This is a genomic window from Glycomyces salinus, from assembly GCF_016428645.1.
In the GTDB taxonomy this organism is placed as follows: Bacteria; Actinomycetota; Actinomycetes; order Mycobacteriales; family Micromonosporaceae; genus Glycomyces; species Glycomyces salinus.
In genome coordinates, this window is the sequence record NZ_JAELXW010000035.1 from 1 (window position 1) to 12840 (window position 12840).

Below are 12840 nucleotides of genomic sequence, written 5' to 3' on the forward strand. Positions count from 1 at the left end.
CCTTGGACACGCTCGCCCCGTAGACCTCGGCCAGGTGCGCCTGGAGGTCGGCATAGGTCGCGTGCTGGCAGTACTGGGCGACCAGGTGGGGGCTTGATCCCTTGGTGTTGACACCCTGATCTCCCGGGCCGGTAGGGTCCGGGGTGCAAGGAGTGTTCAGTGACTTCGAAGTATCACCGTCGGTTCCCTGAGGAGTTCAAGGCCGAAGCGGTCAGGATGTACCTCGACGACCCCGCCACGACCTACGCCGCGGTCGCGAAAAATCTGGGCGTCTCATCCGAGACGTTGCGCAACTGGGTGAAGCAGGCCCGCAAGCAGCAAGGCGAATCACCCCAGTACCAGGCGCCGAACAGCGAGAACGAGGGCCTCGTAGGCTACGACGCCGTGATCGCCGAAGAGAACCGCCGCCTCCGCGCCGAGCTGGACAAGGTCAAAGCCGAGCGGGACATCCTGCGCAAAGCCGCGAAATATTTCGCGGGCGAGACGAACTGGTGAGCCGTTTCCAGTTCGTCCACGAGCACCGCACGCGCTGGAGCGTCAAACGGCTCTGCGCTGCCCTGGAATTCTCCAGGCAGGGCTACTACCAGTGGAGGGACCGCGCCCCGGCCAGGGCGGCGAAAACCGCCTCGGACGCGGCCGCGACAGTGCGGATCAAGGCGTTCCATGCCCGCAGCAAGGGCACGTACGGGTCGCCGCGGATCACCGTCGACCTGCGCGAGGCCGGCGAGAAGATCAACCGCAAACGGGTCGCCCGTTTGATGCGCCTCGCCGGAATCGAGGGCGTGCGCTTGCGCCGCAAGCGCCCTGCCCCGCCACCCAAAGACGACGACGCAGCCGCCGTACCCGACCACATCAAACGCGAGTTCACCGCCGAGGAGCCCAACACGCGCTACGTCGGTGACATCACCTATCTCCCGATCGGGGACGGCTCGTTCCTATACCTGGCCACGGTCATCGACTTGTTCAGCCGCCGCCTGGTCGGGTGGGCGATCGCCGACCATATGCGGACCGATCTGGTCGAGACCGCGCTGCGCCGTGCCCACGTCATCCGCGGCTCCATCAAGGGCGCGCTGATGCACACTGACCGCGGCTCGCAGTACGTGTCCGTCCAGTTCGCCAAGTGCTGCAACGAACTCGGGGTGCTGCAGTCCCGGGCCCGGGTCGGCTCCTCGGCTGACAACGCCCTCGCGGAGTCGTTCAACGCCAGCCTCAAACGCGAAGTCCTGCAAGGACGCCCGACCTTCACCAACGCTTTGGAGGCCCGCTTCCAGGTCGAAGCCTGGATCACCGACTACAACACGATCCGGAGACACTCGTCTCTCGGCCAGATCTCACCCATCGACTACGAACAGCGGCACGCTAGCCTCGCTCTCGCCGCATAAGACGGTGTCAACACCAAAGGTGTAAGCCCCGGTTCACCTTCCCTGCCATGCCCTGCACCTCCTCGGTTTCGATCGTCCGATCTGTTTCGGTCCGGTTGTTCTACATCAATGGTGGCAGCTGAACCGGGCTTTGCCATCACCCACAGGGTTGGAGAGTACTCATGTTCGGCGCCCGGTCGCCCTGCGTCTCAGGCGATACGGGCTCGGCGCCGTGCGTGCTTGACATGCGGCGAGCCGCATTCGCAGCAACCCGGGGTCACTTGGCCCGAGGACCGACGCCGACCTCGACCATCCACTCACCTCACCGTCGCCGCCCGCCTGAAGTAGGGTCCAGCTCGGCCCGGCCCCGGAATCAGATCCAGGAGTCATTCCGCCCCGTCTCCGCTCATCGGATGAACCGGCGCGGGCCGGTCACCACCAGAGAAATGCCGCAGGAGGCAGAAGAGAAGGAGGTCCCCGGCCCAAACGGGCCGGGGACCTCCTTCTTCGCTGCCGCGCTCGACCCGCCTCGGTCATGCGCGGCTCGTCATTCAGGCCGGTTCGATGTTGCCTTCCAGGATCTGGACCATGACCGGGTTGTCGAAGTAGATGTCGTTGAGCTCGTACTGGCCCGGGTCGACCTCGCTCACTCGGACGCCTTCGATCGCGTAGCTGACGCGCTGGTTGAGGAACAGCGGCAGTCGCGGCAGGGTCTCGTTGAACACGATCCCGAGCTGCCGGTTGGCGTCGGCCTGCTCCTCCTCGGTGCCCTGCTGCGATTGCAGGTACAGGTCGTCGATGTTGACCGTGCCGAGCGCGTCCGACTCGTACTCGCCGGTCGGGACGCCCATGCCGGGGGCGTCCTCGGTGCCGCTGTTGTCGGTGAACCAGTTCATCTGCCACGAGCCCCAGGCGTAGGGCACGAACGGGTTCGCCCACTGGCGGACGGCGATGTCGAAGTCTCCTGCGCCCCAGGCGCCCCACTGGTTGCCGTCGTCGGGCATGTTCCGGTAGGTGACGTTGATGCCGAACTCGGAGAGCTGGCTCGTTGCCTGCTCACCGGTCAGCGAGAAGTCCGTCCAGCCCTCGACCCCGACGATCTCGTACTCGGCCGGGTCGCCGTTCGGCTTGTGCCAGCCGTCGTCCTCATTGGTCCAGCCGGCCTCTTCCAGCAGGGTGGCCGCCTGGTCGTGGTCGGCCGTGAAGTACTCGAGGTCGGCGTCGTCGAACAGGCCCTCCGCGTGGGGGTCGGGCAGGCCCGAGTAGGTGGCCGGGACGTAGTAGCCGCCCGAGCCCTTGGCGATCTCCCCGATGATCTCGGTGTCGAAGATGTACATGAAGGCCCGCCTCACCCGCGGGTCGGCGAACTCCTCGAAGCGGTTCTGGTTGAGCATCAGGCCGATGCCGTCGAAACCGGGAGTGGAGATCTCCTTCAGCCCCTCGACGTCCGAGAGGGTCTCCCGGTCGGTCGCGCCCAGGACCTGCGTGGAGTAGTCGACCTCCTGGTTGAGCAGCATCTGCACGCTCTCGGGGTTGCCGCCCTGCTGGACCTCGATCGTGTCGAACCGGACCTGGTCGGCGAACAGGCCCTTGTCGTGGACGCTGAAGGTCACGACCGTCTCGCCGATCTCCTCGAACTTGTAGGCGCCGCAGGTGATGAAGTCCTCGTCGAGGAAGTCCTCGGCGGCGATCTGCTCGGAGAGCGAGGACTGCTCGTCGTCGCCCTGCACGACCCCGGCCGCGACCAGGTCGGCCGCCTGGTCCATCCAGTCGCCGTAGCGTGCCCGCGGCAGCACCTGCGTCTTCAGCGCGCCGTGCTCCACGCCGGGGAAGGTCGAGGAGTACTCCACGGTCACGGTCGTCTCGTCGGAGGCGGTGACGGCCGTCATCTGGTCCCAGCCGACCGTGCCCTGAGCGGCGTTGAGCTTCTGCAGCAGGATCGAGCCGGCGACGTCCTCGGCGGTCACCGGGTTGCCGTCAGTCCACTCCAGGCCCCCGCGCAGCGCGATCGTGAGCATGTCCCCGTCCCAGTCGATCGACTCGGCCAGCTGCGGGATCCACTCGTTGGTGGACCAGTCCAGGATCGCCGGGCGGGGGATGAACAGCTCCGCGACCGGCGCGGCCGTCAGCAGCGCGCCGTTGTTGATGGCGGCGTTGTAGGTCTCCGAGGTCGTGTCGAAGGGGTAGACGTAGACGAACTTGCCGTCCCCGCCCTCCCCTTCGGAGCTGTCGGCCTGGCAGGCGCCCAGCACTCCGGCGGCCGCGACGCCTCCGGCACCGATGCCGACGGTCTGCATGAGCCGGCGCCGGCTCAGCTCGAAATTGTGAGAGGTCATTGCCTCTTCCTTTCCGTGTAAAGGGCAACTAGAGAGATGAGCACGAGGAACACCGCGATCCCGGCCGTGAATACGGTCACGGCCGACTCGGCGCTCCCCGAGGGGAGGTAGAGCAGGAGCAGGACGGCGCTCAGACCCAGGAACACCCCGAACCCGAGACCGAACCTGGCCATCAGCCCGACCATGAGGCCACCTGCCCGCCTCCGTCGCGGCGAGCCGGGACGCCGCGACCTCCGGTCCGGCCCTGGTCGCGGGCGACCACATGGCAGGCCAGACGCCGCCCGTGCAGCGGCTGGAGCGGCGGGAACCGGCCGTCGCACAGGCCCGGTTCGTACAGCGGGCAGCGCGGATGGAACGTGCAGCCGGACGGCAGGTCCGTCAGGCTGGGGATGTCGGCCTCCCGGAGCTCGTCCACGGCCCGGTTGGCTCTGGCCAGGTCGGGGTCGGGTTCGCAGACGGCGCCGATGAGCGCCTTGGTGTAGGGGTGCTGCGGGTCGCCGATGACCTGCGGGGTCGGGCCGTGCTCGACGACCTTGCCCAGGTACATGACCGCGATCTCGCCCTCCCAGGCGAAGTACTTGGCCACCGCCAGGTCGTGGGTGATGAACAGGAACCCGACGTCGAGTTCGTCGCGGAGCCGCCCGAGGGTGTTGAGCAGGCTGACCCGGATCGACACGTCCAGCATGGAGGTCGACTCGTCGCAGATGAGCACCTCGGGGGTCATCGCCAGGGAGCGGGCGACGTTGACCCGCTGGCGCTGCCCGCCGGAGAGCTGGTGCGGATACGAGTCCAGGTACGACTCCGGCGGCGTGAGGTCGACCAGCCGCAGCAGCTCGGCGGCCTTGTCCCGGGACTCGGCCTTGGAGGAGACCTTCCGGTGGCGCCGCAGTCCCGCCGTCAGCGTCGAGTAGACGGTGCGGGTCGGGTTGAGCGCCGCGTAGGGGTCCTGGTGGATGTACTGGACGGCCCGCCGGAACTCCTGGCGCTCGGCCGCGCTCATCGCGGCGGTGTCCTTGCCGCGGAAGGCGACCGTGCCGCCGGTGGGCCGGGTGAGTCCGGCGGCGGCGCGGGCGGTGGTGGTCTTGCCGCACCCGGACTCGCCGACCAGGCACAGCACCTTGCCGGGGCCGACCTCGAGGTCGACGCCGCCGACGGCGGGCACCTTGCCCCTCTTGGTGTCGAAGACCTGCTCCAGGCCGGAGAGCTTGAGGATCGGATCAGACATCGCTGGTCTCCTTCCCCGACTCGGGGGATCGCGCGGGCCGGGCCAGGCCGACCCGCTCGTGGTGGAGGCACGCCGCGGCGTGCGTCATGCCCTGGGGCCGTTCGGCCAGGACGTCGAGCGCGACCGGGTCGAGCTTGCATTCGGCGGTCGCGAATGCGCACCTGGGATGGAAGGCGCAGCCGCCCGGCATGGCCTTGAGGCTCGGCGGGTAGCCGGGGATCGACTCCAGGGCGGGCCGGTCGCCGGCCACGGGCATGACCGCGTTGATCAGCCCGGCCGTGTAGGGATGCTTCGGGCCCTTGAAGATGTCGCGGGCCGAGCCGGTCTCGACCACGCGCCCGGCGTACATCGTGGCGACCCGGTCGGCCAGCTCGGCGGCCAGGCCCAGGTCGTGGGTGATGAACACCATCGTGAAACCGAACCGCTGCCGCAGCTCGTGGAGCTGCTGGACGATCTGCCGCTGGGTCAGCAGGTCCAGGGCGGTGGTGGGCTCGTCGAGGACGAGCACCTGCGGGTCGAGCGCGATCGCCAGGGCGATCAGGGCGCGCTGCTTCATCCCGCCCGACAGCTCGTGCGGGAACGACGGCAGCACCCGGTCGGGGTCGAGCCTGACCGTCTCCAGCAGCTCGCCGGCCCTGGCCTCGACCGCGCGCTTGGTCCAGCGCTTGCCGTCGGCGTGGTCTCTGAGGGTGTCGGCGAAGTGGTCGACGATCCGGGCGACGGGGTTGAAGGCGTTCATCGCGCCCTGGAAGACCATGGCGGCCTCGTTCCAGCGGAAGCGCCGCAGCGGTTCCTTGCCCATGGTCAGCAGGTCGGCGTGGGTCCCGTCCTTGAGCCGGTACCGCAGGCTCCCGGAGGTGATCTCGCCGAGCTTCGGCAGCAGCCGCAGCAGGCCCAGGCCGAGGGTGGTCTTGCCGCAGCCGGACTCGCCGACCAGCGCCAGCGACTGGCCCTGGTACAGGTCGAGGTCCACTCCGGAGACGGCGGTGACCTTCTCCTTGCGGCCGGTGCGGTAGGCGATCTCGAGGTCGCGCACGCTGAGAATCGGGTCGGTCACGGTCTCACCTTTCGCGGAGCCTGGGGTTGAGGGCCTGGTCGAGTCCGCGGCCCATGGTGACCAGTCCGATCGTGAACAGCACGATCATGATCAGCGGGGCCAGGACGTAGGGCAGGGCGTCGGAGTTGAGGTAGTAGTTCTCCTGCCAGGACTTGTGGATCATCAGGCCCCAGTTGGGGGTGCCCGAGGGCATCAGGCCCAGGACGTAGAGGCCGACGATGGCGTAGATGGCCTGGTTGACCGAGATGACGAAGTTGACGAAGATGAACCCGGCCATGTTCGGCAGGATCTCCCGGAGGACGATCCGGGGGGCCCCGAGGTCCTGGAGCCTGGCGGCCTCGACGAACTCGCGCTCCTTGAGGCTCATGACCTGGGCCCGGATGGACCGGAACAGGAAGGCCCACATGGTCGAGCCGACCACGACGGCGATGCCCCAGGGCGGGATGTCCTCGAAGAAGGCCACGACGGCGAGCATGAGCAGGAACTGCGGGATGGTGACGGTGACGTCGGTGAGCTGCAGCAGGGCCGAGTCGAGGCGGCCGCGGAAGTAGCCGGCGGCCGAGCCGAGGGTCACGGCCACGATCACGGCCATGGAGGCGGCCAGGGCGCCCACCCAGATCGGTTCGGCCCCGGAGTTGACCAGGATCGTGAAGGTGTCCTTGCCCTCGTTCTGGGTGCCGAGCCAGTGCTCCGCCGATGGCGGCTGCCAGATCCGCGTGATGTCGGTGGGGTTGTGCTGGTCGATCAGGAGCGGTCCGACGAAGGAGAACAGGACGATCGCCAGCACCAGGACGGTCCCGGCGAAGCCGGCGGGGGAGCGGGTCAGGCCGGTCCAGATCTGGGAGGCCAGTCCCTGGCCTCGGGCGGTGGTGGGTGCGGTCATCTCAGGCCTCCTCGTCGGCGGACTTGATTCGGGGGTCGACCTTGACCAGCACCAGGTCGACGATGAGGCTGGCGATGACCACCGAGGTCGCCAGGATCACCACGGCCGCCTGGACGACGGGGTAGTCCTGCTCGATGATGGCCTTCATGAGCATCTGGCCGACGCCCGGATAGTTGAGGATCTGCTCGATGACGATCGAGCCGCCAACGAGGGTGCCCAGCTGGAGGGCGATCTGGGGGATGATCGGCAGCAGCGCGTTGCGGCCCACGTAGGCGCGGCTGATGCGGCCGGGCTTGAGGCCGCGGGCGCGGGCGACGGTCACGTAGTCCTCGGTGAGGACTTCGGTGGTGGCGGCCTTCATGTTGAGCATGAACGAGCCGGTGGCGGTGAACGCGAAGGCGATGATCGGCAGGATCGCGTGGTAGAGGGCGTCTCCGAGGAAGACGAGGTTGAAGCCCGGCTCGACCCCGGCGGTGATGCGGCCGCGCATCTGGAGGAACGGCAGAACCGACAGGACGGTGTAGCCGATCACGACCACGGCGGCGATGAGGATGTAGTTGGGGACGCCGGTCAGGAAGGAGCCGATCGAGGTCATGACGTGGTCGAAGGCCGATCCGCGGCGGTAGGCCATGATCATGCCGACCGACAGGCCGACGACGATGGCGATGGTGACTCCGGCGCCGACGGCGAACAGCGTCCAGGGCAGGTACTCCATGACGTGCTCGAAAACGGTCTTGCTGGGGTTGGTCAGGGAGTTGCCCAGGTCGAAGGTCACCAGTCCGCGCAGGTATTCGAGGTACTGGGACCACAGCGGCGCGTCGGGGTCGTAGCTGATGATGCTCTCGGCGGTCGCCAGCGCCTGGGCGCGGGTCATACCCGCGCTCGAGAGGCGGCCGGCCATGATCTCGATCGGGTCGCCCGGCATGAACCGCATGAGCAGGAAGACGATGGTCGAGACCAGCCAGATCACGAACACCGACTGGCGGATGCGGCGGAAGGCGTAAGAAGTCCAGACCCGACCGAGCAGGCGAGTGCGGGTGGACTGGCTTCGGGCACCGCTCGCCGTCTCCGGAGGGGGAGAGGTGGACGTGCTCACCTGGGGACTCCTCAGTAACTGGAAAGAATGTTTCTAGTTAAAGAACTTACCTGTGGCCGACATCGCATGCCAGCCCTGAGACGGAATCGTTATGCGTCGGGCCCGGCGCCCCGCCCGGCCACGGGTGCTGTGACGATCGCCTCCGGGTCCGGTCTGTCCGCGGCCGAGCTCACCCAGTACGCTCGTACTGTTAGTGCGTTGAAGCCATCCGCAACCGGCGCCACGCGCGGCGCGAGGAGAGGTATCAGTCCCATGGCCAAGATCAGAGTCCAGGGCCCGGTCGTCGAGCTCGACGGCGACGAGATGACCCGCATCATCTGGCAGAAGATCAAAGACGAACTCATCCACCCCTACTTGGACGTGGACCTGAAGTACTACGACCTCTCCATCCAGCACCGCGACGCCACCGACGACCAGGTCACCGTCGACGCCGCGAACGCGATCGCCGAGCACCACGTCGGCGTCAAGTGCGCCACCATCACCCCCGACGAGGCCCGCGTCGAGGAGTTCGGCCTCAAGAAGATGTGGCGCAGCCCCAACGGCACCATCCGAAACATCCTCGGCGGCGTGGTCTTCCGCGAGCCGATCATCATGGACAACGTCCCGCGCCTGGTCCCCGGCTGGACCAAGCCGATCATCATCGGCCGCCACGCCCACGGCGACCAGTACAAGGCCACCGACTTCAAGGTCGACCGCCCCGGCACGCTGACGGTCACCTTCACCCCCGAGGACGGCTCCGAGCCGATGGAGTTCGAGGTCGCCCGCTACCCCGAGGGCGGCGGCGTGGCCATGAGCATGTACAACTTCAAGAAGTCCATCGAGGACTTCGCCCGCGCCTCGTTCCGCTACGGCCTGAACCGGAACTACCCGGTCTACATGTCCACCAAGAACACCATCCTCAAAGCCTACGACGGGATGTTCAAGGACGTCTTCCAGGAGGTCTTCGACGCCGAGTTCAAGGCCGACTTCGAGGCCGCGGGCCTGACCTACGAGCACCGCCTCATCGACGACATGGTCGCCGCCGCGCTCAAGTGGGAGGGCGGCTACGTGTGGGCCTGCAAGAACTACGACGGCGACGTCCAGTCCGACACCGTCGCCCAGGGCTTCGGCTCCCTCGGCCTGATGACCTCGGTCCTGATGACCCCCGACGGCAAGACCGTCGAGGCCGAGGCCGCCCACGGCACCGTCACCCGCCACTACCGCCAGCACCAGGCCGGCAAGCCGACCTCGACCAACCCGATCGCCTCGATCTTCGCCTGGACCCGGGGCCTGGCCCACCGCGGCAAGCTCGACTCGACCCCCGAGGTCACCGCCTTCGCCGACAGCCTGGAGAAGGTCGTCATCGACACCGTCCAGGGCGGCCGGATGACCAAGGACCTGGCCCTGCTGGTCGGTCCCGAGCAGGAATGGCAGACCACCGACGAGTTCCTCGACACCCTCTCGGAGAACCTCGCCAAGAAGGTGGCCTCGTCCTGAAGCGGCCGTAACTCGACCGGGGGACGGTCGTTAAGCAGGTAGCGGTACGCGTAAGCGCACCGTCCCTTCCCAGTTGGAGGCCCCAGCCGACGTGCCACACGGCACACTCGGCCGGGGCCTCCCCCCTTGGAGGGCCTGTAAACTGGGCGCGCCAGCTGAGACGAGCGGAAGGCCAAGCCAGTGAGAGGTGTCATCCTCGCCGCCGGACAAGGGCAGCGCCTGCGCCCCGACACCGACGACCTGCCCAAGACCCTGCTGCCGCTGAACGAGACCGAGACCATCCTCGACACCATCGTGTCCGGGCTCGCCGAGGTCGCCGTCACCGACATCGCCGTGACCGTCGGCCACGCCGCCGACCGCATCCGCGAGCGGGCCGGCGAGCTCGAGTCCCGCTACGGCGTCGACATCACGATCGTCGACAACGACCGCCCGCACTGGAACAACGCCTACTCCCTGTGGACGGCCCGTGACCACTACGCCGAGGGCGCCCTGCTGGTCAACGGCGACACTGTCCACCCGGCCGACGTCGAACGCAGCCTCCTGGCCGCCGCGGCCGAGACCTCGCGGCTCCTGCTCGCCCTCGACGACGCCAAGGAACTCACCGACGAGGCTATGAAGGTCCGCATCGGCGAGACCGGCGTCGAACGGATCCACAAAGAGCAGCCGGTCGAGACCGCCGCCGGGGAGTACATCGGCGTCAGCCTCATCCCCGAGGCCGTCGCGGACGACCTCACCAAGGCCCTCGAGGACACCTACGGGCGCGACCCGAACCTCTACTACGAGGACGCCTACCAGATCCTGGCCGAGCGCGGCCAGGTCGACTGCGTGTCCGTGGGCGGCGCGGTCTGGACCGAGGTCGACGACCACGCCGACTGGGACGCGGCCAAGGCCATCGCCGCCGACCGGGACCAGGAGCGGTAGTGCCGCTCCTCGCCCGCACCGTCCTGGCGCCCCTGGCCGTCGAAGTCGCCGCCGGGGCCCTCGGCCGGCTCCCCGAGCTGCTGTACGACACCCGCATCTCCTCGGGCGGGCGCGTCTCGGTGGCCCTCGGACCCGGCCTCGGCACCGAGATCGCCACCCGGCTCTCCCTGCCCGACGCCACCGTCCACACCATCAAGCCCGGCACCCTCGCCAGCGCCCGCGACCTGGCCTCGCGCCTGCGAGACGACCGCGTCGACGCCCTGGTCGGCATCGGCGGCGGCCGCCTGATCGACACCGCCAAGTACGCCGCGACCGAACTGGGCCTGCCCATGGTCGCCGTCGCCACCAGCCTCGCCCACGACGGCCTGGCCTCCCCGGTGGCCTCCCTCGAACGCGAGGGCGCCAGCATCTCCTACGGCGTCCACACGCCCCTGGCCGTCCTCGCCGACCTCGACTACATCGCGCGCGCCCCCGCCGCGCAGCTGCGCTCGGGCGTCGGCGACGCCCTCACCAACCTCTCGGCCACCGCCGACTGGCAGCTGTCCCACGAGGTCAACGGCGAAGCGATCGACGGCCTGGCCCTGGCCATCGCCCGCACCGGCGCCGAAGCGGTGCTGCGTCACCCCGGCTCGATCGCCGACGAGGACTTCCTGGCCACCCTCGCGAACGCGCTCGTCCAAGGCGGCCTGGCGATGGGCATGGCCGGGTCCTCCCGGCCCTGCTCGGGCGGGTGCCACGAGATCGCGCACGCCCTCCAGGCCCTCCACCCCGGCTCTGTCACGCACGGCGAGCAGGGCGCGTTCGGCGCCCTCGTCTGCACCTGGCTGCGCGGCGACCGGAGACTGTTCGGCGACCTGGCCGCGGCCATGGCCCGGCACGGCCTGCCGCGGACGGCCGAAGAGCTCGGTCTCGGCGTCCCCGAGCTCGTCAGGGCCGTCGACTACGCTCCGAGGACCCGGCCGGGCCGTTATACGATTCTCGAACATCGTGAACTGGATTCGGTGGCGATAGAACGCCACCTCACGGAGATGATGCATGAGCTCGATTAGCCCGTACCCCGAGGGAGTCTCCGGAGGAAACCCCGGAGATCGAGACGGGGACCGACCGGAGGCCCCGAACCCGGCCGAATACGGCTCCGGGTCCACCGGTTCCCCGGACGGCCACCCGCCGGGGGCCACGAGCTCAGGCTCGGCGGCGTTCGCCGCCCCGCCCCCGGGCGCGCAGCCGGCCTACGGCGGCCCCGCCCCGCAGCCCGGCCAGGCCGCCCCCGGATACGGCGCGCCGCCGCCGAACCCCGGCTACGGCCAGCCGAACCCCGGCTACGGGCAGCAGCCCCAGAGCCCGCCGCCCGGATACCCGCAGGCACCGCCGCCGCCAGCCCCCACGCCGCCGGCGGCACCCGCCGGACCGCCGTACCCGGGCCAGTCCCCCCAGCGGCCACCGCAGCCGCCGCAGGGCCCGCAGCAGCAGGTGCCGACCGCGCCGTACGCGTCCGGTCCCGAGCCGGTCCGCGACATGCCGATGGCCGGGCGCAGCCCGATCCGCCGCAACATCGACGACACCGCCGAACTCCCGGCGTTCCTCGACTCGGCGATGAGCGACGAGAGCCCGAACCGCGACCTCAAGGTGCCCGAGCGGAAGGGCGCGACCCGCAAGTTCCCCCTGACCACCGGCTTCACCGCGCTGCTGCGCCACCGCCACGCCATGTCGGTCCTGGTCCGCCGCGACCTGGCGGTGAAGTACCAGGCGACGGCCATGGGCTACCTGTGGTCGCTGATCGAGCCGCTGGGCCTGGCGCTGATCTACTGGCTGATCTTCGGCGTGATCTTCGGCCGCAGCTCCGACCTCCCGCCCGGTGTCGGGTTCGCCCTCTACATCATCCCCGGCGTCTTCGCCTGGCAGTGGTTCTCCTCGGCCATGAACGAGGGCGCCAAGTCCCTGGGCGGGCAGTCCAGCCTCATCACGGTCATGAAGGTGCCCAGAGAGGTCTTCCCGCTCTCGAAGGTCTTCGCCCGCTTCGCCGAGTACGCCGCCGGCTTCCCGATCGTGCTCCTGATCGCGATCCTGTTCGGCGGGACGTTCAACTGGAACCTGCTCTGGCTGTTCCCGACCATCCTGCTGCAGGCGGTCATGCTCACCGGCGTCGTATTCATGCTCTCGGCGGGGAACGTGCTCTACAAGGACGTGCAGCGGTTCCTGTCGCTGTTCATGCGAGTGCTGTTCTACAGCTCGGCCATCATCTACCCGCTGAGCCGAGTCTCCGACGCCATGGAGCACCACCACCTCGAATGGGTCTACACGGCCTTCACCTACAGCCCCCTGGTGGTGCTGTTCCAGCTGCACCGCGCGGTGTGGATCCCGGAACTCGCCCCCGGTTGGGACCAGATCGCCGGCGCGTTCGGATTCTCGATCATCCTGATGTTCTTCGGCCGCTGGATCTTCTACCGGCTCGAACCGCGGGTCCTCAAGGCCCTCTAAGGAACCG

General features: G+C 68.7%; 11 protein-coding genes. 5 read left to right on the top strand and 6 right to left on the bottom strand.

Annotated features, from left to right (window positions below):
• Positions 1 to 216: 216 nt before the first annotated feature.
• Positions 217 to 1382 (top strand): IS3 family transposase gene (locus JFB92_RS11715; protein WP_199038514.1). Its coding sequence is split into 2 segments (ribosomal slippage): positions 217 to 475 and positions 475 to 1382, totalling 1167 coding nucleotides; the frame shifts between segments, so codons are not numbered across the junction.
• 530 nt (positions 1383 to 1912) lie between these two features.
• On the opposite strand, the gene JFB92_RS11720 is transcribed toward JFB92_RS11715, so the two are convergent.
• The 6 genes from JFB92_RS11720 to JFB92_RS11745 are packed head-to-tail and all read right to left on the bottom strand — an operon-like array spanning position 1913 to position 7958.
• Positions 1913 to 3697 carry an ABC transporter substrate-binding protein gene (locus JFB92_RS11720; protein WP_199038372.1) on the bottom strand — a complete coding sequence of 595 codons (1785 nt, stop codon included), beginning with the start codon at positions 3695 to 3697 and terminating at the stop codon, positions 1913 to 1915.
• A complete protein-coding gene (locus JFB92_RS11725; protein WP_199038374.1) occupies positions 3694 to 3882 on the bottom strand; it encodes a hypothetical protein in 189 nt (62 codons plus the stop codon). Before JFB92_RS11725 ends, JFB92_RS11720 begins: the two co-directional genes overlap by 4 nt.
• Positions 3870 to 4922 carry an ABC transporter ATP-binding protein gene (locus tag JFB92_RS11730; protein ID WP_199038376.1) on the bottom strand — a complete coding sequence of 351 codons (1053 nt, stop codon included), beginning with the start codon at positions 4920 to 4922 and terminating at the stop codon, positions 3870 to 3872. Before JFB92_RS11730 ends, JFB92_RS11725 begins: the two co-directional genes overlap by 13 nt.
• Positions 4915 to 5979, bottom strand: a complete 1065-nt coding sequence (locus JFB92_RS26585) for an ABC transporter ATP-binding protein (protein WP_199038379.1) — start codon at positions 5977 to 5979, stop codon at positions 4915 to 4917. The genes JFB92_RS11730 and JFB92_RS26585 overlap by 8 nt, the downstream gene beginning before the upstream one ends.
• Before the next feature lie 4 nt (positions 5980 to 5983).
• Positions 5984 to 6862, bottom strand: coding sequence for an ABC transporter permease (locus tag JFB92_RS11740; RefSeq protein WP_199038382.1), 879 nt, complete (start codon positions 6860 to 6862; stop codon positions 5984 to 5986).
• A gap of 1 nt (position 6863) precedes the next feature.
• On the bottom strand, positions 6864 to 7958 hold the full coding sequence (locus JFB92_RS11745; RefSeq protein ID WP_199038385.1) for an ABC transporter permease: 1095 nt from the start codon (positions 7956 to 7958) through the stop codon (positions 6864 to 6866).
• Positions 7959 to 8210: 252 nt separating this feature from the next.
• Here JFB92_RS11745 and JFB92_RS11750 point away from each other — a divergent pair, with 252 nt between their 5' ends.
• The 4 genes from JFB92_RS11750 (at position 8211) to JFB92_RS25510 (ending at position 12833) form a co-directional block, all read left to right on the top strand.
• Positions 8211 to 9434, top strand: coding sequence for an NADP-dependent isocitrate dehydrogenase (locus JFB92_RS11750; RefSeq protein WP_199038388.1), 1224 nt, complete (start codon positions 8211 to 8213; stop codon positions 9432 to 9434).
• 180 nt (positions 9435 to 9614) lie between these two features.
• Complete coding sequence (locus tag JFB92_RS11755) at positions 9615 to 10355, top strand: phosphocholine cytidylyltransferase family protein (RefSeq protein ID WP_199038391.1); 741 nt, start codon at positions 9615 to 9617, stop codon at positions 10353 to 10355.
• The gene (locus JFB92_RS11760) at positions 10355 to 11404 is read left to right on the top strand and encodes an iron-containing alcohol dehydrogenase family protein (RefSeq protein ID WP_199038394.1); all 1050 of its coding nucleotides are present in this window, start codon (positions 10355 to 10357) and stop codon (positions 11402 to 11404) included. The genes JFB92_RS11755 and JFB92_RS11760 overlap by 1 nt, the downstream gene beginning before the upstream one ends.
• Positions 11391 to 12833: an ABC transporter permease gene (locus JFB92_RS25510; RefSeq protein ID WP_233163000.1), complete on the top strand. Its 1443-nt coding sequence runs from the start codon at positions 11391 to 11393 to the stop codon at positions 12831 to 12833. The genes JFB92_RS11760 and JFB92_RS25510 overlap by 14 nt, the downstream gene beginning before the upstream one ends.
• Positions 12834 to 12840 lie beyond the last annotated feature (7 nt).